The following is a 21,528-nucleotide window of genomic DNA, read 5'->3' as shown; positions in this document are numbered from 1 at the left end:
GGAATTCGCCAAAAGGAAGCGGGAAGGGCGGGGTCACAAGGCCCGGTCGAGCACGGCCAGCAGGCGGTCGATCTGCGCCTCGTCGTTGAGCAGCCCCGGGGCGGTGCGGATCACCGGGCCCACGTCACGGTGCACGGCGTCGGCCACCACTCGGTTGGCCATCAGGTGCGCGGCGACCTTGTCGCTGTCCTTGCCCTTGACCCGGAAGAAAGTGAAGCCGGCGGAGAACGCCGGGCTCAGCGGCGTGACCAGTTCGATCTGCGGCCGCTGCAGCAGGCGTTGCTTGAGGTAGCTGTTGAGCGCGTGGATGCGCGACTGCACATCGGCCTTGCCCAGTTGCAGGTGCAGCTTGAACGCCTCGCTCAAGGCCCAGCGGTGCTCGAAGGCGTGGAAGCCGCCGGGGGTCATGGTGGTGGAGAAATGCTCGGCTTCGGAAAAGGTCGGAATGATCGGAGTGACGTATTTCACCTCCGGCGTGCGACTGACCACGATCCCGGTGCCGCGCGGGCCGAACATCCACTTGTGGGTGCCGGCGATGAAGAAGTCGCAGTTCATCGCCGGGAAGCTCAGGTCTTCCACGCCGAAGCCGTGCACGCCGTCCACCACGTAAACGATGCGGTCGGCCTCGCTGCGGCCCTGGTTGTGTTTGTCGACGAGGGCGCCGATGTCGGCCAGCGGCAGTTTCACGCCGCTGCCCGAGTGCACCCAGCACATGCCCAGCACGCGGGTTTCGGGGCGGATGCTGCGGTCGATGGTGGCCAGCAGCTGTGCCTTGTCGATTTTCTGCGGGTCGTCGAACAGGCGGATCTTGCGTACCCGGGTGCCTTCGCGCTCGGTGCGCAGCTCAAGGATGGTGTGGGTGGCGTAGTGCTCGTGTTCGGTGGTGAGGATCTCCTGGTCGGCGCGCACCCGCACACCGCCGTAGATCATCGCCAGCCCCTGGGTGGTGCTGCCGGTCAGGGCGATCTGCCGGGCGTCGGCCTGCACGTACTTGCCGGCCCAGGTGCGAACTTCTTCCTCGCGCTGCTCGGTGACGCCCAGGTCCCAGTCCATCGACAGGCCGGGGTTCTTGTCGATCGCCGCCCGGTGCAGGGCAATGGCATCGCGCACCGGGCGCGGGTGGGTGGTCACCAGAAAGTTGGAGAAGTGCAGGTAATCCGGATCCTGGTCGAACAGCTGCCGCAACTGCGTCCACTTATCGCCGGGTGCAGCGGCTGGCGGCTGGGCGGCAACGGCCAGTTCCGGCAGGCCGGCGCCCAGCGGCAGCGCGGCGGCCAGCAGCCCGGCCTGTTTCAGGAATTCGCGACGGTTGCTCATGGCTTGGCGGCTTCCCGGTTCTGGGCCAGCGCAGGCCTGGCGGATTTCTCGACCTGGTCCCAGACCCGCAGGAAGTTGCCGCCCCACAGTTTGGCGATGTCCGCCTCGGAGTAGCCGCGCGACAGCAGTTCGGCGGTCACGTTGCGGATCTCGCCGACGTTCTCCCAGCCTTTGACGCCGCCGCCTTCGTTGAAGTCGGAACTGATGCCGACGTGGTCGATGCCGATCTTGCGCACGGTGTAGTCGATGGCGTCGCCCAGGTCCTTGAGGCTGGCCTTGGGTTCCTCTTCGAGGATCGCGTAGAGCTGGCCGGCGTACTCGCCGAAGCGTTGCTCGGGCCACGCGGCGATGATCGGGTCGCCCGGCATCAGGGCCACGGCCAGGTTCGGCAGCGGCGGCAGGTCGAAGCGCTTGCGCAGCTCGTTGAGCTTGTCCTGGGTCTGCTGGGTCAGCGGGCGCAGGTACTGCGAGAAGCCGACGATCTGCACCACGCCGCCGCTGTTCTTGATCAGTTGCAGTTCCTTGTCGCTGAGGTTGCGCGGAATGTCGACCATGGCCCGCGGCGCCGAGTGCGACGCCACCAGCGGGGTGCGGCTCAGTTGGGCGACCTGCTCCAGGGCCTTGGTGGACATCTGCGAGACGTCGATGATCACGCCCAGGTCGTTCAGGCGTTTGACCGCCTGCTTGCCCAGGTCCGAGAGGCCGTCGAGGGCGTCGGGCGAGTCGTTGAAGAACGGCAGCGGGCGGGACGAGTCGGCCCAGTCGTTGTTGCCGATGTAGCTGAAGCCGAACATGCGCATGCCGCGGGCGGTCCACAGGTCCAGCTGGTTCAGGTCGTGGCCCAGCGGGTAGGCGTTGAGCATGCTGATGAAGATGGCGAACTTGCCTTCGCCGTGCAGGCGGCGGAAGTCGTTGGCGGTGTAGGCGATGCCGACCTGGTTGGGGAAGTCGCGCACCATGCCGGAAATGATCTTGTAGCGGATTTCCTGCTGGTTGCGCGCCTCGTCGACGAAGCCGGCGGTGGGGCGGTGCGGGGCGTTGGCGCCGTTCCAGATCTCCGGCCAGCCGAAGATGGTCAGCGCCGCGCCCGACAGCCGCCCGCGGTTGGCCTTGACCAGGTCGAACTGCTCGCTGCCGTCCTTGTCGATCTCGTTGCCGGTGGTGCCGAAGCCCTGGGTGATGGTGATGTGGCTGTCGAACGACAGCATGTGCTCGTGCAGCGCCTCGGCCTGTTGCATCACTTTGTGCGGGTAGCCGGGATTGTCCTTGAAGAAAGTGTCCCAGACCGCGAAGCCGGCACCGGCGGCAACCGCCAGGGCCAGCGGCAGGCCGATGAAAAGAGCCTTTTTCGAACGTGGTTTTGTCATTGCCGTCTCAGTCAGGTTCGCTGTCGGGATGCAGGCGCAGAGGCCTTCGCTATCTGGGAAGAACGAGCGGTCGGCGACGGAATTTAGGCCGGCCGGCGAAGTGCCCGGCGCGGTGCCCCTTGCAGGAGCGGCAGCCCATTCGCGCGCGCACCGTAAATTTGTCCGCGCAGCAAACGTTCTTGCTGGGATAAGGCCTGCTTCAAGGCTGACACAGGTAGGGCAATGAGAATTTCTCGACGATGGTTCATGGCAGGCCTGGCACTGACCGGCGCTGCCGTACCGGCGGCCTATTTCGGGCATCGCGAATGGACGAAGCCGGATCCGGCGGTCACCCCCGGCGAGGCGTCGTTCGACGTGGCCGACGTGGCCGGGCAACGTCTGGCCAATGCGCTGCGCGGGGTCTGGAAGATCCGCTTCACGGGGGCCGACGCCGGCCTCGAAGGGCTGCCGCCCAAGGGGCTCGAAGTGTTTCTGGACATCGGCCAGAAAGGCCGGGGCGTGTGCGGCTTTCTCGACACACCGGAGCGCCTGCGCTCGGACGAAACACCCCGTTACCGAATTCTCGGCGACCTGGCCGGGGCCGACGCCTCGACGCTCAGCTGGCGCCTGATCGGTGCCGGCGGCCGGGTCGACTATGAATTGAACATGGTGCTCGACGAGGTCTGGGCCGATTTCGGCAACGCCGGCAGCGGCAGTCTCAGCGGCACGGTGCAGCGGCTGGACCGTTCGCTGGCGCTGCCGGGCCAGGATAACCGCTTCATCGCGGTCAAGTGCCTGTTCCCGGAGGCGCGCCAGCGCACGCCGCTGAACCCGACGCTGCTGGCCTGGCTGGTGTCGCCCGAGCATCGCCTGTTCCATCAGGTCTGGCATGCGACCCGGGACAAGTGGCACACCTTGTCCGAGGACAAGCGCAACGCCCTGCGCGGCCTCGGCTGGCAGCCCGGCCCGCGCGACCGCGAGCGTGACGCCCGCGGAACGCGCAAGGACCGCAACGGCTCGGGGATCGACTTCTTTTTCATGCACCGGCACATGCTCGGCACGGCCCGCTCCATGCAAGACCTGCCGTCATGGGCATTCTTCCCGCTGCCGCAGCCGGAGCTGGTGCGTGACCGCCAGGGCTTCGCCCGCTACTTCGACAACCACGACGGCACGGCGCTGCCGCCGACCTGGCTGGCCGAAGGCGACGATGAGTACAGCCAGTGGGTCAGCGACATCAAGACGGCCGAGACGTACCAGAGCAATTTCGAGGTCTGGGAGTCGCAGTACCGCGATCCGCAGTACCTGTCGAAGCTGACCCTGGGCCAGTTGGGCTCGGAGATGGAACTGGGCCTGCATGACTGGCTGCACATGCGCTGGGCTTCGGTGCCGCGGGATCCTTCCAACGGTCAGCCGGTGCCGCTGGCCCGGGACCTGGACGACTTCGCCGCCCGCTGGTTCGCGCCGGAGAACGACTTCCTCGGCGATCCGTTTTCCTCCCATGTGAACCCGGTGTTCTGGCATTTCCACGGCTGGATCGACGACCGCGTGGAGGACTGGTTCCGCGCCCACGAGCGCTTCCATCCGGGCCAGGTCGAGCGGCTTGAGGTCAACGGTGTGCGGTGGTTTGCGCAAGGGCGTTGGGTCGAGGTGGCCGATCCGTGGCTGGGGCCGACCACCCATGGCTGCAGCACCACACCGGGGCTGCAGGTGGGCAAGTCGGTGGAGATGGATCCGGAGACCATGAAACTGGCGCTGCGCATCACCTTCGGCGAAGACGAGAAGAAACTGGCCGAACTGTTCCGGCGCGTGCCGCAGCGGCCGTGGTATGCGCGCAACCTGAAGGCCAAGCAGAACCAGGCCTGACCTGCGCGTCACCGTTCATTCGCGCGCTGCCGACATCGCAGATGTCGGCAGCGCCGGCCCCTTCGCCAGCAGGCTGGCTCCTACAGGTTTTTGGGGTGTGCGGTGCATTTGTGGCTGTCCCGGATCCCTTGTGGGAGCCAGCGCCGCGAATCCCTGTGGGAGCGGGCTTGCCCGCGAAGACGGCGGCACGCCCGACGCCGTTGCATCAGGCGGCCCGCGTTGCGACGCGTCACAGCGCCCGCCAACCGCCCCCGAGCGCCTTGTACAGGGCGATGCTCGCCTGTAATCGCGACAGCCGCAGTTGCACGTTCGAATCCTGTGCCGCGTACAGGGTGCGCTGGGTCTCCAGCACCGTCAGCAAGTCTTCGGCGCCGGCCTGGTAGCGGCTCTGGGCGATGTTGAACGCGGTCTGGGCCTGGTTCAGTTCTTCGGTCTGCCACTGGCGCTGTTCGTCGAGCCCCTGAATGCTGTTGAGGGCCTTTTCGACGTCGGCAAAACCGCTGACGATCGCGCCGCGGTAGGTTTCCAGCAGTTCTTCCTGGCGGGCCGTGGCCTTGTCGCGCTCGGCGCCCAGGCGGCCGTTGTTGAAGATCGGCGCCGCCAGCCCGGCGGTCAGGTTGTAGAACGGACTGCGGAGCAGGTTGCTGAACCGGTTGGCGCCCGAGCCGAGCTGGGCGGTCAGGGTGACGGTGGGCAGCATGGCGGCCCGGGCCACGTTCACGTCGGCTTCGGCGGCGGCCAGTTGCGCTTCGGCGCGGGCGATGTCGGGGCGGCGGCTGAGCAGGTCGCTGGGGACGCCGGCCGCGATGGTCGGCCATGTCAGCCGGTCGAACGGCTCCGGCGACGGCGCCAGCGCCTGCACGGGTTGGCCGAGCAGGACGGCGAGGCTGATCAGCGCTTCCTGGGCCTGTTGCTGCACCAGGGGCACCTGACGCTCCTGGGCGGCCACCAGGCTTTTCTGCTGGGCCAGTTCCAGGGCGGTGGCCGAACCTGCGTCGAAGCGGGTCTGCACCAGCTTCAGCACACTGCGGGCGTTGGTCAGGTTCAGTTCGGCGATGCGGCTGCGCTCGCGCAGGGACAGGGTTTGCGCGTAGGTGTCGGCGACGTTGCCCAGCAGCGTCAGCTCGACGGTCGCCCGGTCGGACTCGCTGGCTTGCAGGCTGAACCGTGCGCTGTCCCGGGAGGCGCGCTTGCCGCCCCAGAAGTCGATTTCGTAGCTGGCGCTCAGGCTGGCGTCGAAGTAGTCCACAGCCTTGTTGCTGTTGTCGGCGTCGAGCTGGCTGTAGCCGTTGCCGCGCAGCAGCTTCTGCCGGTTGGCGTTGCCCCCTGCCTTGATCTCGGGCAGTTGCGAGCCGCCGGCGATCACCGTGGCGGCACGGGCCTGACGCACCCGGGCCATGGCGGCGGCCAGGTCGTGGCTGCCGAGCCGGGCCTGTTCGATCAGGCGGTCCAGCTCGGGGCTGCCGAATTGCGTCCACCACTGCGCGTCGTGGCGGGCAGGGGCGTCGGAGTGGGGCGATTGCCAGGCGGCGGGCGGCTGCAGGCCGCTGTCCGGACGCTGGACGGGACTGGCGCAGGCGCTGAGCATCAGGCACACGGTCAACAGGCTGAGGCGCGGTTTCATAAAGCGATCATTCACTGGTAAGGGCCGTGACCGGATCGAGCCGGGCGGCTTTGCGGGCGGGCATGAAGCCGAAGACGACACCGGTCACGAGGGCGCAGCCGAAGGCGCCCAGCACCGCCATCAGGGAAAACGCGACGGCGACTTCGCTGAGGATCAGCACGCCGCCGATGATCAGCGCCAGGGCGATCCCGGCGAGGCCGCCGACCACCGACAGCATCACCGCCTCGGTGAGGAACTGGCGCAGGATATCGCGCTGCCGGGCGCCGGTGGCCATGCGGATGCCGATCTCGCGGGTCCGTTCGCGCACGGTCATGAGCATGATGTTCATCACGCCGATGCCGCCCACCAGCAGCGAGATCGCGGCGATCGAGCCGAGCATCAGCGACAGGGTGTTCTGCGTGCGGGCCTCGGCCTGGATCATCGCGGCGTTGTTGGTCAGCTCGAAGTCTTTCTTGCCGTTGTGCAGGCGCAGCATCAGTTGCTCGATGGCGTGCTCGGCTTCCTTGACCTTGCGCGCGTCGGCGGCGGCGATGGCCACGTATTCCGGATTGCGCGTGCCGAACAGCCGGACGCTGGCGGCGGAGTAGGGGATGGCGATGCGGTCGTCGCTGTCCTGGTCGCCGGAGCTGGCGCCCTTTTCCTGGAGCACGCCGACCACCTGGAACGGCACGTTCTCGATCAGGATGTATTGGCCCAGCGGGTTGGCGACATCCTTGAGCAGTTTGTCGCGCACTTTCTTGCCGATCACCGCCACGGCCGTGGCGTTGCGTTCGTCGGCCTCGGTGAAGTAGCTGCCCTCGACCACCGGCCAGTTGAAGATCGCCGGGAAGTTGGTGTCGTTGCCGCCGACGTAGCTCAGGTGGTCGACGTTGCCGAAGCGCACCCCGGCCTCGGCGCCGTTGACCGGCATGATGCGTTTGACCTGCGGCAGGCTGGCCAGCGCCGCGACGTCGTCCAGGGTGACGATGCCGGGCGGCGTGCGCGGGTTGGGGGCCGAGCCGCTGAGGTAGATGATGTTGGAGCCGAACGCGCCCATCTGCGCCATCACCTGGCGCTTGCTGCCTTCGCCGACCGCCAGCATCACCACCACCGAGGCCACGCCGATGATGATGCCGAGCAGGGTCAGGGCGGTGCGGAAGCGGTTGATCCACATTACCCGCCAGGCGGCGTGCAGGGCGTCCACCAGTTCGCCTTTCCAGGCGCCGGTGGCCTGCGCGCCTTCGGCCAGGCGCTTGCGCAGGTCCACCGCCTGCAGGGCGCCGGGGTTGGCGGCGGCCTGGACGGCGGGGGCGCCGGCGGCGCTGTCGCTGATGATCAGGCCGTCACGGACTTCGATGATGCGCTTGGCCCGGGCCGCGACTTCGCGGTCGTGGGTGATGAGGATCACCACGTGGCCCTGGCCCGCCAGTTCATCGAGCAGCGCCATGACTTCCTTGCCGCTGTGGCTGTCGAGGGCGCCGGTGGGTTCGTCGGCGAGGATGATGTGGCCGCCGTTCATCAGGGCGCGGGCGATGGACACCCGCTGCTGCTGGCCGCCGGAGAGCTGGTGCGGACGGTTGCCGGTGCGCGAGGCCAGGCCGAGGCGGTCGAGCAGGGCGGCGGCGCGGGCGTGCCGCTCGGCCGCCGGCGTGCCGGCGTAGATCGCCGGCATCTCGACGTTTTCCTGGGCCGAACCGGACGGGATCAGGTGATAGCCCTGGAACACGAAGCCGAACGCTTCGCGGCGCAGCCAGGCCAGTTCGTCGCTGTCCAGGCCGGCGACGTTTTCGCCGGCGAAACGGTATTCGCCGGACGTCGGCCGGTCGAGGCAGCCGAGGATGTTCATCAGCGTCGATTTGCCGGAGCCCGACGCGCCGACGATGGCCACGAACTCGCCGGCGTGGATCGACAGGTCGATGCCGCGCAGCACGTGGACCTCAGGGGCGTCGCCGCCGCCGTAGGACTTGCGGATGTCCCGCAGTTCGATCAGGGGCGTCTGCATTCAGCCTCCGTTGCCGTCGGCGGGGCCGATCAGCAGGTGATCGCCTTCGCTCAGGCCTTCCAGCACCTGCACGTTCAGGCGGTCGCTGAGGCCGGTGCGCACTTCGCGGGGCCGCACCTCGCCGTTGGCGGCGACCACCCGGGCGGTTTGCAGGCCGGCGCCGGCGCTGCCCTGCAGGGCGGCGACCGGCGCGGTGAGCACGTCCTTGGCCTGGCCGGCGACAAAGAACACCTGGGTGGTCATCTCGGCCATCAGGGCGTTGTCGGCGTTGTCGACATCCAGCAGCACGGTGTAGAGCACCACCCGGGCGCTTCCGCTTTTGCTGGTGCTGGCGGGGCTGCCGCCGCCCTGGCTGGTCTGGTCCAGCGGCTTGGGCGGCACCGGCAGGATCTGCCGCACGGTGCTGCTCCAGCGCCGCTGGCCGCCGCTCAGGGTGGTGAAGTAGGCGGTCATGCCCGGTTTGACGTGGCCGATGTCGGCTTCCGAGACTTCGGCCCAGACCGTCATCGGCGACAGCTTGGCGATGCGCAGGATCAGCGGCGTCTGTTGCTGGGCGTTGAGGGTCTGGCCTTCGCGGGCGTCGAGGGCGACGACGGTGCCGGCCATCGGCGCGAAGATGCGCGTGTAGCCGAGTTCGGCCTGATCGCTGCGCAGGCTGGCCTCGGCCTGGCGGATCTGCGCCTGGATCATGTCGATGCGCGCCTGGGTGGCCTTCAGTTCGGCGCGGGCGGTCTGCACGTCTTCTTCGCGGGTGGCGCCGCCGGCGGCGAGGTTCTGCTGGCGTTGGTGCTTCTGCTGCGCCAGTTCGTGCTGGGCCTTCTGTTCCTGCAGCTGCGCCTTGAGGTTCTCGATGGAAAAGCGTCCGGCGTCGAGCTTGGCCTTTTGCGTGGACGGGTCGATCTCCACCAGCAACTGGCCTTCCTTGACCGTGTCGCCGACCTCCACATGGATCTTCTTGATCTGGCCCGAGGCCTGGGCGCCGACGTCGACGTAGCGTCGCGGCTGCAGGGTGCCCAGGGCGGTGACGCTGCTTTCGATGTCGCCGCGGGTGACTTGCACGGTGGCGAACTTGTCCCGGCCGGGGGGCAGCATCTGCCAGGCCGCATAGGCGGCGACGGGAATCAGACAAAGGGTGGCGAGCAGGGCGCGTCGGGCGGGGCGGGGACGTTTCATGCAGGGTTCCGGCCAGTGGGAATCGGCCCGTCGTTCACGGGGGTGCGCAGGAGCGGGCACCGCTGAACGCTGTCGCGGGGCGCGGCAGAGACGGGGAGCTGTCCTGTTAACGAGGGGTGGGCGAGGGAATTTAAGCGGGGACACACGATGTTACAGGTATAGGACGGGACTATTTGTCGGGCAACGTGAAACATCACTTTAAATCTATATGAGAATTACTATAAATTACGCGCCTCAAGTTGCCACTATCTCGCTAGCGACCTTCGCGGGTTCCCGGATCAGTGCGCCCAAGGACAGAAACCGCACCGCTGCGGCGGGGAGCCATGTTGGAAAACTACTATCGCGAGCTGGTGAGTTTCCTGAATGCCAGGCTCGGCAACCGCCAGGTCGCCGAAGATGTGGTGCATGACGCCTATGTGCGGGTGCTGGAGCGCTCCAGCGATACGCCGATCGAGCAGCCCCGGGCCTTTCTCTACCGCACGGCCCTGAACCTGGTGATCGACGACCACCGTCGCAACGCCTTGCGTCAGGTCGAGTCCCTTGAAGTGCTCGACAGCGAAGAGCGCTATTTCACTCCGTCCCCCCACAGCACCCTCGACCACGGCCAGCGCCTGGAGATGCTCCAGCGTGCATTGGCGGAACTGCCGCCGCTGTGCCGCGACAGTTTCCTGCTGCGCAAGATCGAAGGCCTGTCGCACCCCGAGATCGCCGAGCACCTGGGCATTTCCAAGGCGCTGGTGGAAAAGCACATCGTCAATGCCATGAAGCACTGCCGGGTGCGCATCAAGCAATGGGATGCCCATTGAGCCGTCGTCGTTAAATTTTATTTCACTGTCCTCGTTCCTACTCAACAGACGACCTGCTGTCCCGCTCGGGGCCGGCCGGTCACGTAGGCTCTTCCTCCCCGCTGCGTTGGGGTTCATCCAGAGGACACTGGAAATGACACAGGCAATTGCATCGCCCATCGTTCACGATCTGATCGGCGTCGGTTTCGGACCTTCGAACCTGGCGCTGGCCATCGCTCTGCAAGAGCGCGGCCCGACCCAGGGCGAACTGGATGTGCTGTTCCTCGACAAGCAGGCCGACTACAGCTGGCACGGCAATACCCTGTCGACCCAGAGCGAGCTGCAGATCTCCTTCCTCAAGGATCTGGTGACCCTGCGCAACCCGACCAGCCCGTACTCGTTCGTCAACTACCTCAAGCAGCACGGGCGCCTGGTGGACTTCATCAACCTCGGCACCTTCTACCCGTGCCGCATGGAGTACAACGACTACCTGCGCTGGGTCGCCGGGCAGTTCACCGAGCAGAGCCGCTACGGCGAAGAGGTGCTGACCATCGAGCCGGTGCTGCACAACCAGCAGGTCGAAGCGCTGCGGGTGATCTCCCGTGACGTCCAGGGCCAGCAGTTCGTGCGCACCGCCCGTTCGGTGGTGGTCAGCGCCGGCGGCACGCCGCGCATTCCGGAGGCGTTCAAGGGCCTGAAGGGCGACGCCCGCGTGTTCCACCACTCCCAGTACCTGGCGCAGATGGCCAAGCAGCCGTGCGTCAACAACCAGCCGATGAGCATCGCGATCATCGGCGGCGGGCAGAGCGCGGCGGAAGCGTTCATCGACCTCAACGATTCCTTCCCGTCGGTGCAGGTGGACATGATCCTGCGCGGTTCGGCCCTGAAGCCGGCCGACGACAGCCCGTTCGTCAACGAAGTGTTCTCGCCGGAATTCACCGACCTGATCTTCCAGCAGAAGAGCAGCGAGCGTGAGCGTCTGGTCAACGAGTACCACAACACCAACTATTCGGTGGTGGACATCGACCTGATCGAACGCATCTACGGCATCTTCTACCGCCAGAAGGTCTCGGGCGTCGCCCGTCACATGTTCCGCACCCTGACCACCGTCGAGAAGGCCGTCGCCACCGACCGCGGCATCGAGCTGACCGTGCGCAACAACGCCACCGGCGAAGTCACCGTGCGCCACTACGACGCCGTGGTGCTGGCCACCGGTTACGAACGCCAGTTGCACCGTCAACTGCTGGCGCCGCTGGAAGAGTACCTGGGCGACTTCGAGGTCGACCGCAACTACCGCCTGATCACCGACGAACGCTGCAAGGCCGGCCTGTACATGCAGGGCTTCTGCCAGGCCAGCCACGGCCTGAGCGACACGCTGCTGTCGGTGCTGCCGGTGCGTGCGGACGAGATCGCCGGTTCCCTCTACGAACACGGCAAGCACCGCGGGCACAGTCGTTCGGTGGCGGACCTGCTGTTGGCGACCGCCAGCTGAGACGTCGCCTCCAAGCCCGTCATCGCGGGCAGGCTCGCTTCCGCAGGGGATCTCCAGCGCACTCGAAATGTGTGCCGAACGGCGATCCGGTGTGGGAGCGAGCCTGCTCGCGTTCGCCCCTCGACCCGCCAACCTGAACCTTTCCTGAACCTTTCCTGAAAAGCGCTGACATTCCCCGTCACACTTTCCTTTGCGGGTTTACTCTCCAGATACCGGGGCGTAAGCTTCGCGCGTTTTCATCAATAGCGGAGACCCACAGTGGGTACTTGTTCGAGTGACAGTTGTCGGCCGGTCTCGGTAACCGGCAGATTCTCGGCAAGATAACGCGCATTCCCTGATGCCGTTGTCTCGCCGAACAGCGAGCGGCGGCATCCCGATCATGGCCGGTTGAGGCCATGTCCCGACGTCCTTCTCATCGACGCTGAACAGAGCGTGGCCGTGACCTTTGCGTCGCTGCCGCAGCCCTATCGACACGCCTGTCTTCGGTGACCGGCGTGCCAGGCCCTGCCGTGCCGGTCTTCCCGGCGGCCGGGGCGTGGACATGCCTGCTTGACGGTTTCCCGGCTGACCAGAGGGGTAGCAGCCATGAAACTGACGCTCAAGGAATTCTTCGCAGGCTTCCTGCGGACCCGCCACATCGCCCGCCACTTCCGGCGCCTGGCGTTGCTGGAATCGATCAGCGACACCACGGTCAGCCGTGAAGTGCCGCCCAGCCTGGCCAACACCCTGGTGGACGCCGCCCATTGCGACAGCGGCGCGCTGCTGTCGTCGCTGGGCACCCACGCCGACGGCCTCACGGATTTCGAGGTCGATGCGCTGCGCGCGCAGCACGGCCTGAACGAAGTCGAGCACGAACAGCCGCTGCCGTGGTGGACTCACTTGTGGCACTGCTACAAGAACCCGTTCAACCTGCTGCTGACCCTGCTGGCGGTGATCTCGTGGCTGACCGAGGACCTGAAGGCGGCCATCGTGATCTTCTCGATGGTGGTGCTCTCGACCCTGCTGCGCTTCTGGCAGGAAAGCAAATCCAACCAGGCCGCCGACGCGCTCAAGGCCATGGTGAGCAACACCGCCACCGTGATCCGTCGGGATGCGCCGCGCATCGAGCTGCCGATCAAGCAACTGGTGCCCGGCGACCTGATCGTGCTGTCGGCCGGCGACATGATCCCCGCCGACTGCCGGGTGCTCAGCGCCAAGGACCTGTTCGTCAGCCAGGCGGCCATGACCGGCGAATCGATGCCGGTGGAGAAGTTCCCGCGCCAGCAGGACCGCGACACGCGCAACCCGCTGGAACTGGACAACGTCCTGTTCATGGGCACCAACGTGGTGTCCGGCACGGCGGTGGCGGTGATCCTCACCACCGGCAACAACACCTATTTCGGTGCGCTGGCCCAGCGGGTCGGGGCCACCGACCGGGCGGTGACCTCGTTCCAGCAGGGCGTCAACAAGGTTAGCTGGCTGCTGATCCGCTTCATGTTCGTGATGGCGCCGCTGGTGCTGTTCATCAATGGCTTCACCAAGGGTGACTGGACCGAAGCGCTGCTGTTCGCGCTGTCGATCGCCGTGGGCCTGACCCCGGAAATGCTGCCGATGATCGTCACCTCGACCCTGGCCAAGGGTGCGGTGTTCCTGTCGCGCAAGAAAGTCATCGTCAAGCGCCTGGACGCGATCCAGAACTTCGGCGCGATGGACGTGCTGTGCACCGACAAGACCGGCACCCTGACCCAGGACAAGATCTTCCTGGCGCGCAACGTCGACGTCTGGGGCGAAGACTCCGACGACGTGCTGGAGATGGCGTACCTCAACAGCTACTACCAGACCGGCCTGAAGAACCTGCTGGACGTGGCGGTGCTGGAGCACGTGGAGATCCACCGCGAACTCAAGGTCGGCACGGCGTTTCGCAAGGTCGATGAGATCCCGTTCGATTTCAACCGCCGGCGCATGTCGGTGGTGGTCGAAGGGCGCGGCCAGCCGCACCGGCTGATCTGCAAGGGCGCAGTGGAAGAAGTGCTCGCGGTGTGCAGCCATGTGCGCCACGGCGAAACCGACGAAGTGCTGAGCGCGGACCTGCTGGCCCGCATCCGCCAGGTCACCGCCGCGTTCAACGCCGAAGGCCTGCGGGTGGTGGCGGTGGCGGCGCGGCCGATGCCCCAGGGGCGCGACACCTACAGCCTGGCCGATGAACGGGACCTGACGCTGATCGGTTACGTGGCGTTTCTCGATCCGCCGAAGGAAAGCACTGCGCCGGCGCTCAAGGCCCTGGCCGAGCATGGCGTGGCGGTGAAAGTGCTGACCGGCGACAACGAACTGGTGACGGCCAAGATCTGCCGCGAGGTGGGCCTCGCCCAACAGGGCCTGCTGCTGGGCAACGACGTGGAGCGCATGAGCGATGCCGAACTGGCGGTGGCGGTGGAAACCACCAACGTGTTCGCCAAACTGACGCCGTCGCACAAGGAGCGCATCGTCCGCATCCTCAAGGGCAACGGGCATGTGGTCGGATTCATGGGCGACGGCATCAACGACGCGCCGGCGCTGCGCACCGCCGACATCGGCATTTCGGTGGACAGCGCCGTGGACATCGCCAAGGAAGCGGCGGACATCATCCTGCTGGAAAAGAGCCTGATGGTGCTGGAGGAGGGCGTGCTCGAAGGGCGGCGCACCTTCGCCAACATGCTCAAGTACATCAAGATGACCGCCAGCTCCAACTTCGGCAACGTGTTCTCGGTGCTGGTGGCCAGTGCGTTCATTCCGTTTCTGCCGATGCTGCCGATGCACCTGTTGGTGCAGAACCTGCTCTACGACATTTCGCAGATCGCCATTCCGTTCGATAACGTCGATGACGAGATGCTGAAGCAGCCGCAGCGCTGGCAGCCGGCGGACGTGGGCCGGTTCATGCTGTTCTTCGGGCCGATCAGTTCGATCTTCGACATCACAACGTTCGCCTTGATGTGGTACGTGTTCGATGCCAACACCCCGGACCACCAGACCCTGTTCCAGTCGGGCTGGTTCGTGGTGGGGCTGCTGACCCAGACGCTGATCGTGCACATGATCCGCACGCCGAAGATCCCGTTCCTGCAAAGCCGCGCGGCCCTGCCGCTGCTGGTGATGACCGGCATCATCATGGCGGTGGGGATCTTCCTGCCGATGGGGCCGCTGGCGAACTACTTCAAGTTGCAGGCGCTGCCGTCGCTGTACTTCGTGTTCCTGCCGGTGATCCTGCTGGCGTACATGGCCCTGACCCAAGCAGTGAAGGGCTTCTACATCCGCCGCTTCGGCTGGCAGTAAGACCGGGGACGACACGGCGGGAGCAAGGGGCTTCTCCTTGCTCTGCGGTGTCTGTGCCGGCCTCATCGCCAGCAGGCAAGCTCCTACAGGTTTTGTGGTGCGCAGGGATTTTGCAGACACCAGAAATACCTGTGGGAGCCAGCCTGCTGGCGATGAGGCCGGCACAGCCGCCATCTGTGGTGACTGAACCGCTGCTCCCACAACGGACGGCAGATTTTTCAAGGAGCTGGACATGCAAGCCATCGACAACCTCAACCTGACCTCGCTGCTCGACACCCTGGTCAGCCTCTGCGCGGCGTTCATCCTCGGCGGCCTGATCGGCTTCGAGCGCCAGTACCGCCAACGCACGGCAGGCCTGCGCACCAACGTGCTGGTTGCGGTGGGCGCGGCGATCTTTGTGGACATGGCCAACCGCCTCGGCGGCGCCGAAGGGGCCGTGCGGGTGGTCGCCTACGTGGTGTCGGGCATCGGCTTTCTCGGCGCCGGGGTGATCATGCGCGAAGAGGGCAACGTGCGCGGCCTCAACACCGCCGCTACGCTCTGGACCTCGGCGGCGGTGGGGGCCTGCGCCGGGGCGGACCTGCTGGCCGAGGCGGTGCTCGGCACGCTGTTCGTGCTGGCGGCCAACACGCTGCTGCGACCGATCGTCAACAACATCAACCGCCAGCCGCTGGACGTGGTCTCGGCGGAAGTCACCAACATCGTCTACGTCATCGCCCGGCGTTCGCAGCAGAAGGCCGTGCTGGCCTTGCTCGAGGCGGAACTGGAACGCAGCAACTACCCGGCCAGCGACGTCGACGTGCATGCCTTCGGCAGCGATGAGGTGGAGATCGAGGCGACGCTGGCCACCACCTCGGTGGACGGCGATGAGCTGGACGCGCTGGTGGCGCGGGTCTCGACGTCGGCCCTGGTGGTGCAGGCCTTCTGGAGCCCGAGCACCACCGAGTGAGGTCGCTGCGCGCGGCGGTGCGGCCCCGGATGGGTGGCCGGATTTTTCGGAAAAGTCCTACAGAGTGTTCCGTGGCGCTTGCGTAACCTTGGCGCCTCGTGAAGCCGACACCGACCGGGAAGTCCACCGTGCCCCAAAAAGCCTTGCGCATCCTGATTGCCGATCCGCAGCATTTTTACCGGATGACCCTCGAGCGATCGTTCAACCGCCTCGGGTACTTTCGCATCGCGCCGGTGCGCCACCTGGCCGAACTGCTGACCTTGGTCGAGCGTGACTGCGGCGCCTTCGACGTGGTCGCCGCCAATGCCGGGCTGGCGGCGGGCTCGATGGACCTGGCGGACTTTCTGTGCGACAACCCCCGTGTCCGTCATGCCCTGGTCTACAACGCGCCGGCGTCGACGGTTGCCGGGTTTGCCTGCCGGCCCATCCGGATCAGCGAGGCGCAGCTGCCGGACATCCGCCAGATCGAGCGCCTGATGGCACAGATCGAGGAGGCGGTCGGGCAGGCCGTCGGCGTTTGAGCACGGTTATCCGTTTGTCGCAACTGTCAGATCTGACAGGTAGATTCCTCCCGCATCCCGTGCAACAGTCTTGGCGCAGCCAGGGTCTGTCCGAGCCGGGCGACGCCTGTGGCACCGGCGTCCCGGCATTGCACTGGGAGTGGTCATGAAGAGAGCGCTCATCGTCGACGATCACCCGGTGGTGGGGGCCACCCTCGGCCTGATCCTGGAGTCGGAGGGTTTCAGGCAGGTGGAGGTGGTCGCCAGCGGCGTCGAAGCGGTGCCGGCGATCCGCAGGCATTCGCCGGAGCTGGTGATCCTCGACCTCAACCTCAAAGGGATGAACGGCCTGGAGGTGCTGGAGCGCATCCGCGCCAACGGCCTGGAGTGCCGCGTGGTGGTGTTCACCTCCCATGAGCCGGCGCACTACCAGATGCGCTGCATGCGCGCCGGCGCGATGGCCTATGTCACCAAGTCCGACTCCCTCAACCAACTGCGCAACGCCATCAAGGCCGTGCGCTCCGGGTACACCTACTTTCCCGGTTCCACGGACCTTGCCGCCGGCAGCGGCATGCTGCAGAACAACGAGCGACAGCTGATCGACCTGCTCTCCGACCGCGAACTGCACATCCTGGTGCAACTGGCCCAGGGCCGGGCGAACAAGGACATCGCCGAAGGCATGAGCCTGAGCCACAAGACCGTCAGCACCTACAAGACCCGCCTGATGGCCAAACTGGGGGTGGGGTCGCTGGTGCTGCTGCGGGAATTCGCCTTGCGCAACCAACTGATCTGAAGGGGGCGGGCATGGGAGCGTGGCGTCTTTTCCTCCTGTCGCTGATGCTGGTCGCGGCCCAGGTCCGGGCAGGCGAGCCGCCGCAGATGCTGGAGGTGCTGGCCCGCAGCAGCCCCGACACGGCCCCGATCCGCCTGGACGATGCGGACCGGCAATGGCTGCGGGAGCATCCCGTGCTGCGGGTGGGCGTGTCCGGCGCCGACTACCCGCCGTTCGAACTGACGCGCAACCGCCATGAGCTGGAAGGCATCACCGCCGACTACAGCGACCTGTTGGGGCGCCTGCTCGGCGTTGCGGTCACGGTGCAGCGCTACCGCGACCGCACAGGGGCGATGGCGGCGCTCAAGGGCGGCCAGCTCGATCTGCTCGGCACCTCCAACCTGTTCGAACTGGCCGACCCGCAAGTGATGCTGTCCCGTGCCTACGCCGAAGACCAGCCCATGTGGGTGACCCGGCTCAACGAGCCGCTGCCGGCGGACCTGGCCGGCAAGCGCATCGCCATGGCCGAGGACTACCTGCCGGAGGCGACCGTGCGCAAGGCCTACCCGACGGCGACCCTGGTGCGCTATCCCGCCATCCTCGACGCGCTCGGTGCAGTGGCGTTCGGCCAGGACGACCTGTACCTGGGGGACCTCATCAGCGCCAACTACCTGATCAACATCAATTACCGCAACGACCTGCAACTGGCCGGGCCTTCGGGGCTCGACGCCAACCCCTTCGGCTTTGCCCTGGCCCGGGGCAACGGGCGGTTGCAGCGTCTTATCGACCGGGCGCTGGCAGCCATTCCCCTCCAACAGCGGCTGCTGATGGAGCAACGCTGGAGCGCCGGCCTCGCCGACATGAGCGGGCAGGCGAAAGTCACCCTGAGCGCCGCCGAGCAGGCGTGGCGCGACGGGCACCCGGTGGTGCGGGTGGGGGCCGTGGAGGATTTCGCGCCCCTGACGTTCTTTGATGCGGACGGGCAACTGCACGGGCTCACCGCGCAGTTGCTGAACATGATCGGCCAGCGCACCGGGTTGACGTTCGACATCGTGCGGGGGCAGTCGCTGGACCGGCAGATGGCGCAACTGAAAGCGGGCGAGCTCGATGTGCTGCCGGTGGTGACGCCGAGCAGCGAGCGGGAGCTCGAACTGCGGTTCACCCGGGCCTACCTGAACAACCCGTTCGTGCTGATCGCGGCGGCGGACGGCCGTCTGCGTTCGCTGGGCGACCTGGCGGGCAAGCGGCTGGCGATCTACCGCGGCCATCCCTTGCGCGACTACCTGATCGAGCATGTGCCGCAGATCAGGCTGGTCGACGTGGCCAGCCCCGCCGCAGGGATGGCGGCCATCGCCAACGGGCAGGCGGACGCGACGCTGGGTTCGCTGCTGGTGGCCCGCTACCTGATCGCCCGCCAGTACAAGGGGCGCATGCGCATCGTCACCACGGTGGGGGATCAGCCGGCCCGGATCGCGCTGGCCACGGCGCCGGACGCAGCGTTGCTGCATTCGCTGCTGAACAAGGCGCTGTTGAGCATTGCGCCCCAGGAGATGGACGAGCTGGTCGAGCGCTGGAGCCACGGGGTGGTGGTCGAGGACAGTTACTGGCAGCGCCATCGCCGGGAAATCCTCTCGGGGTTCGCGGCGGCCGCCGTCCTGCTGATGCTGGCGCTGGCGTGGATCGGCTGGCAGCGCCGCCAGCTGCGTCAGCGCCAGGGCTGGTTGCGCAGGCTGCAACAGGCCAAGGAGGCGGCCGATGAGGCCAACCGGGCCAAGACCACGTTTCTGGCGACCATGAGCCATGAAATCCGCACCCCGATGAACGCCCTGATCGGCATGCTCGAACTGGCGCTCAAGCGGGCCGACGAGGGCGTGACCGATCGCCTGGCCATCGAGATCGCCTCCAGCGCCGGGCAGCAACTGCTGGCGCTGATCGGCGACATCCTCGACATTGCCCGCATCGAGTCCGGGCACATGGAACTCGCCCCGCAGCGCGCCAACCTGCGCGGCCTGGTGGCTTCGGTCTGCCGGGTGTTCGAAGGGCCGGCGCGGCAGAAGCAACTGCTGTGGCACGTCGAGCTGGATCCGCGCAGCGATGTCGATGTGCTGGTCGACCCGACGCGGTTCAAGCAAGTGCTGTCGAACCTGCTGAGCAACGCGGTCAAGTTCACCGCCAGCGGTGAGGTCAGCCTGGTGCTGCGGGTGACGTCGCTGCGCGACCGCCGGCTGGCCCTGAGCGTGGTCATCGAAGACAGCGGCATCGGCATCGGCGCCGATGACCGGCGGCGCCTGTTCAGTCCCTTCGTGCAGGCCCGCGACGCTGCGCAGCCGGTGCGCAGCGGGGCCGGCCTGGGGCTGGTGATCAGCCGGGACCTGTGCCGGATGATGGGCGGCGACCTGCAGCTGGACAGCGAGCCGGGGCGCGGCACGCAGGTCCGGGCGCTGCTGCGGTTCCCGGTGCTGGATCCGCTGCCTGCACCTGAGGCCGAAGGGGACGCGCTCGCATTGTCGGCGCCGCTGAGCGTGCTGGTGGTGGATGACCACCCGGTGAACCGCTTGCTGTTGGGCTGGCAGTTGAGCGAGCTCGGGCACCGGAGCATGGGTGTGGAGAACGGCGAACAGGGCCTGGCCACGTGGCTCGGGCAGGCGTTCGATGTGCTGATCGTCGACATCAACCTGCCGGGGCTCAGCGGCCATCAACTGGCGCGGGCGATCCGCCAGGAGGAGGCTGCGACGGGCCGGCGCCGCTGCCTGTTGCTCGGGTTCACCGCCAACGCCCAGGCCGAGGAAAAACAACGTTGCCGCGACTCGGGGATGGATGATTGCCTGTTCAAGCCCATCGGCCTGCGCGATCTGGGCCGGGCGCTGTCTGTTGCCGAGCCCGGCGCAGAACCCATTGAGCAAGGGCCGGTATCCGCCGAGCTCGACCTGACCACTCTGGAACGTCTGGCGGGCGACAACCGTGGGTTGGTCCTGCACTTGCGCGAGCAGGTGTCGCACAGCCTGCGCGACGACCTGAAACGGCTGGATGACTTGAGCCGGACGTCCGACCGGGGAGGCTTGCGCGACCTGGCCCACCACATCAAGGGCGGTGCGCAAATGGTCGGTGCCGGGCAGGTCGTGGCGGCTTGCCACACTTTGGAACAGGCGTGCCGCGACGCCGAAACGGTGGCGCTGGCGGGCGCCGTCGAATCGCTGCGCCAGGCCATGAACGGCCTGGCGCGGCACCTTCAGGGGTAGCGGGTCAGTCCCGCTCCGGGACGGTGGCGTGGCTGTTGAGTGCAAGTCACGAATCGACAGTGCGGGTTTTTATCGTTCCATGAATGGAACGATGAAGCTGCTTTTGCCCGACTAGTGCCGAATAGGTGGCGGATTTAACATCAATCCATTGAAACCATCTTTCGGGAGGCACCATGAAAGACCTCATCGGCATTTACACCAGTCCTCGCGGCCATTGGGTGGGCGACGGATTTCCGGTTCGCACGCTGTTCTCCTACGACAACCTGGCCCGGCACATCAGCCCGTTCCTGCTGCTCGATCACGCCGGCCCCGCCGAGTTCACCCCCACCGAGGAACGCCGCGGCGTCGGCCAGCATCCGCACCGCGGCTTCGAGACCGTGACCATCGTCTACGACGGTGAAGTGGAGCACCGGGACTCCACCGGCAGCGGCGGCAAGATCGGCCCCGGCGACGTGCAGTGGATGACGGCCGCGTCCGGGATCCTGCACGAGGAATTCCATTCCCGGGACTTCGCCCGCACCGGTGGCAGGATGGAAATGGTGCAACTGTGGGTCAACCTGCCGGCCAAGGACAAGATGGCCGCGCCCGGTTACCAGACGATCCTCGATGGCGACATTCCGGACATCGAGCTCAAGGACGGGGCCGGCCGTCTGCGCTTGATCGCCGGCGAGTTCGACGGCCGCAAGGGCGCGGCGCGCACCTTCACGCCGGTGGATGTCTGGGACATCCGGCTGAACGCCGGGAAGGCCCTGGATCTGGACCTGCACGAAGGCCGCAACACCGCGCTGGTGGTGTTGCGCGGCTCGGTGCAGATCAACGGGCGGGAGCAGGCCGCTGTCGGTCAGTTGGCGCTGTTCGAACGCAACGGCCGGCAAGTGACGCTCAAGGCCGACGCCGACGCAGTGGTGCTGCTGCTCAGCGGCGAACCGATCGACGAGCCGATCGTCGGCCACGGCCCGTTCGTGATGAACAGCGAAGCGGAAATCCATCAGGCGTTCGCCGATTTCCAGTCGGGGCGGTTCGGCCGGATGCAGGACTGACCCCGCTTCGCCAACGCTACCGTCCCCTGCAGGCGCGACTTGCTGACGATGAGGCCGGCACTGTCGACATCTTTGTTGCCTGACCCACCGCCCTCGCCAGCAGGCTGGCGCCTACAGTTTCTCTGGCGCGAATCAAATGCTCCTACACTGAACCGATCTGTG

14 protein-coding genes are annotated in these 21,528 nt (G+C 66.7%); 9 read left to right on the top strand and 5 right to left on the bottom strand.

The genetic code is table 11. The features are described from left to right. Positions 1 to 33: 33 nt before the first annotated feature. Positions 34 to 1,317, bottom strand: a complete 1,284-nt coding sequence (gene pvdN / locus KVG96_RS15205; RefSeq protein WP_217892877.1) for a pyoverdine-tailoring periplasmic protein PvdN — start codon at positions 1,315 to 1,317, stop codon at positions 34 to 36. Continuing rightward, positions 1,314 to 2,684 carry a pyoverdine-tailoring dipeptidase-like protein PvdM gene (pvdM, locus tag KVG96_RS15200; protein WP_085695040.1) on the bottom strand — a complete coding sequence of 457 codons (1,371 nt, stop codon included), beginning with the start codon at positions 2,682 to 2,684 and terminating at the stop codon, positions 1,314 to 1,316. Before pvdM ends, pvdN begins: the two co-directional genes overlap by 4 nt. Before the next feature lie 222 nt (positions 2,685 to 2,906). Between pvdM and pvdP the strand changes: the two genes are divergently transcribed. Beyond that, positions 2,907 to 4,526, top strand: coding sequence for a pyoverdine maturation tyrosinase PvdP (gene pvdP, locus KVG96_RS15195; protein WP_217892876.1), 1,620 nt, complete (start codon positions 2,907 to 2,909; stop codon positions 4,524 to 4,526). A gap of 229 nt (positions 4,527 to 4,755) precedes the next feature. Here pvdP and KVG96_RS15190 read toward each other — a convergent pair whose 3' ends face one another. Genes KVG96_RS15190 through KVG96_RS15180 form a run of 3 tightly spaced genes read right to left on the bottom strand, consistent with a single transcriptional unit; the run spans position 4,756 to position 9,304 of the window. Continuing rightward, entirely contained in the window at positions 4,756 to 6,150 is a 1,395-nt protein-coding gene (locus KVG96_RS15190; RefSeq protein WP_217892875.1) for an efflux transporter outer membrane subunit, read from the bottom strand. Positions 6,151 to 6,157: 7 nt separating this feature from the next. Then, positions 6,158 to 8,131, bottom strand: coding sequence for a MacB family efflux pump subunit (locus tag KVG96_RS15185; protein ID WP_217892874.1), 1,974 nt, complete (start codon positions 8,129 to 8,131; stop codon positions 6,158 to 6,160). Beyond that, positions 8,132 to 9,304, bottom strand: coding sequence for an efflux RND transporter periplasmic adaptor subunit (locus KVG96_RS15180; RefSeq protein ID WP_217892873.1), 1,173 nt, complete (start codon positions 9,302 to 9,304; stop codon positions 8,132 to 8,134). A 323-nt stretch (positions 9,305 to 9,627) separates the two neighbouring features. On the opposite strand from KVG96_RS15180, the gene KVG96_RS15175 reads away from it, so the two are divergent. The 8 genes from KVG96_RS15175 to KVG96_RS15140 all read left to right on the top strand — a co-directional run bounded on the left by KVG96_RS15175 (position 9,628) and on the right by KVG96_RS15140 (position 21,366). Continuing rightward, positions 9,628 to 10,110 carry a sigma-70 family RNA polymerase sigma factor gene (locus KVG96_RS15175; RefSeq protein ID WP_085577528.1) on the top strand — a complete coding sequence of 161 codons (483 nt, stop codon included), beginning with the start codon at positions 9,628 to 9,630 and terminating at the stop codon, positions 10,108 to 10,110. 133 nt (positions 10,111 to 10,243) lie between these two features. After that, entirely contained in the window at positions 10,244 to 11,581 is a 1,338-nt protein-coding gene (locus tag KVG96_RS15170; RefSeq protein ID WP_085577527.1) for a lysine N(6)-hydroxylase/L-ornithine N(5)-oxygenase family protein, read from the top strand. A 585-nt stretch (positions 11,582 to 12,166) separates the two neighbouring features. Continuing rightward, complete coding sequence (gene mgtA, locus KVG96_RS15165) at positions 12,167 to 14,866, top strand: magnesium-translocating P-type ATPase (RefSeq protein WP_217892871.1); 2,700 nt, start codon at positions 12,167 to 12,169, stop codon at positions 14,864 to 14,866. Positions 14,867 to 15,098: 232 nt separating this feature from the next. Continuing rightward, the gene (locus KVG96_RS15160) at positions 15,099 to 15,815 is read left to right on the top strand and encodes an MgtC/SapB family protein (protein WP_217892870.1); all 717 of its coding nucleotides are present in this window, start codon (positions 15,099 to 15,101) and stop codon (positions 15,813 to 15,815) included. A 128-nt stretch (positions 15,816 to 15,943) separates the two neighbouring features. Further along, on the top strand, positions 15,944 to 16,336 hold the full coding sequence (locus KVG96_RS15155) for a chemotaxis protein CheY (RefSeq protein WP_217892869.1): 393 nt from the start codon (positions 15,944 to 15,946) through the stop codon (positions 16,334 to 16,336). Positions 16,337 to 16,481: 145 nt separating this feature from the next. Next, on the top strand, positions 16,482 to 17,108 hold the full coding sequence (locus tag KVG96_RS15150; RefSeq protein WP_217892868.1) for a response regulator transcription factor: 627 nt from the start codon (positions 16,482 to 16,484) through the stop codon (positions 17,106 to 17,108). Positions 17,109 to 17,119: 11 nt separating this feature from the next. After that, positions 17,120 to 20,326 (top strand): transporter substrate-binding domain-containing protein, encoded by a 3,207-nt coding sequence (locus KVG96_RS15145; RefSeq protein WP_217892867.1) that lies wholly within the window; start codon positions 17,120 to 17,122, stop codon positions 20,324 to 20,326. 173 nt (positions 20,327 to 20,499) lie between these two features. Then, positions 20,500 to 21,366 carry a pirin family protein gene (locus tag KVG96_RS15140; protein WP_217892866.1) on the top strand — a complete coding sequence of 289 codons (867 nt, stop codon included), beginning with the start codon at positions 20,500 to 20,502 and terminating at the stop codon, positions 21,364 to 21,366. Positions 21,367 to 21,528: the final 162 nt, after the last annotated feature.

The sequence above is a fragment of the Pseudomonas ekonensis genome (assembly GCF_019145435.1).
Taxonomy (GTDB): Bacteria; Pseudomonadota; Gammaproteobacteria; order Pseudomonadales; family Pseudomonadaceae; genus Aquipseudomonas; species Aquipseudomonas ekonensis.
This window is presented reverse-complemented; position numbering and strand designations above follow the sequence as displayed.

Coding starts and splice junctions, on each gene's coding strand:
- mgtA (WP_217892871.1), top strand. CDS start 12,167: ATGAAACTGACGCTCAAGGAATTCTTCGCAGGCTTCCTGCGGACCCGC.
- KVG96_RS15160 (WP_217892870.1), top strand. CDS start 15,099: ATGCAAGCCATCGACAACCTCAACCTGACCTCGCTGCTCGACACCCTG.
- KVG96_RS15140 (WP_217892866.1), top strand. CDS start 20,500: ATGAAAGACCTCATCGGCATTTACACCAGTCCTCGCGGCCATTGGGTG.
- KVG96_RS15185 (WP_217892874.1), bottom strand. CDS start 8,131: ATGCAGACGCCCCTGATCGAACTGCGGGACATCCGCAAGTCCTACGGC.
- pvdP (WP_217892876.1), top strand. CDS start 2,907: ATGAGAATTTCTCGACGATGGTTCATGGCAGGCCTGGCACTGACCGGC.
- KVG96_RS15175 (WP_085577528.1), top strand. CDS start 9,628: ATGTTGGAAAACTACTATCGCGAGCTGGTGAGTTTCCTGAATGCCAGG.
- KVG96_RS15145 (WP_217892867.1), top strand. CDS start 17,120: ATGGGAGCGTGGCGTCTTTTCCTCCTGTCGCTGATGCTGGTCGCGGCC.
- pvdN (WP_217892877.1), bottom strand. CDS start 1,317: ATGAGCAACCGTCGCGAATTCCTGAAACAGGCCGGGCTGCTGGCCGCC.
- KVG96_RS15190 (WP_217892875.1), bottom strand. CDS start 6,150: ATGAAACCGCGCCTCAGCCTGTTGACCGTGTGCCTGATGCTCAGCGCC.
- KVG96_RS15180 (WP_217892873.1), bottom strand. CDS start 9,304: ATGAAACGTCCCCGCCCCGCCCGACGCGCCCTGCTCGCCACCCTTTGT.
- KVG96_RS15150 (WP_217892868.1), top strand. CDS start 16,482: ATGAAGAGAGCGCTCATCGTCGACGATCACCCGGTGGTGGGGGCCACC.
- KVG96_RS15170 (WP_085577527.1), top strand. CDS start 10,244: ATGACACAGGCAATTGCATCGCCCATCGTTCACGATCTGATCGGCGTC.
- pvdM (WP_085695040.1), bottom strand. CDS start 2,684: ATGACAAAACCACGTTCGAAAAAGGCTCTTTTCATCGGCCTGCCGCTG.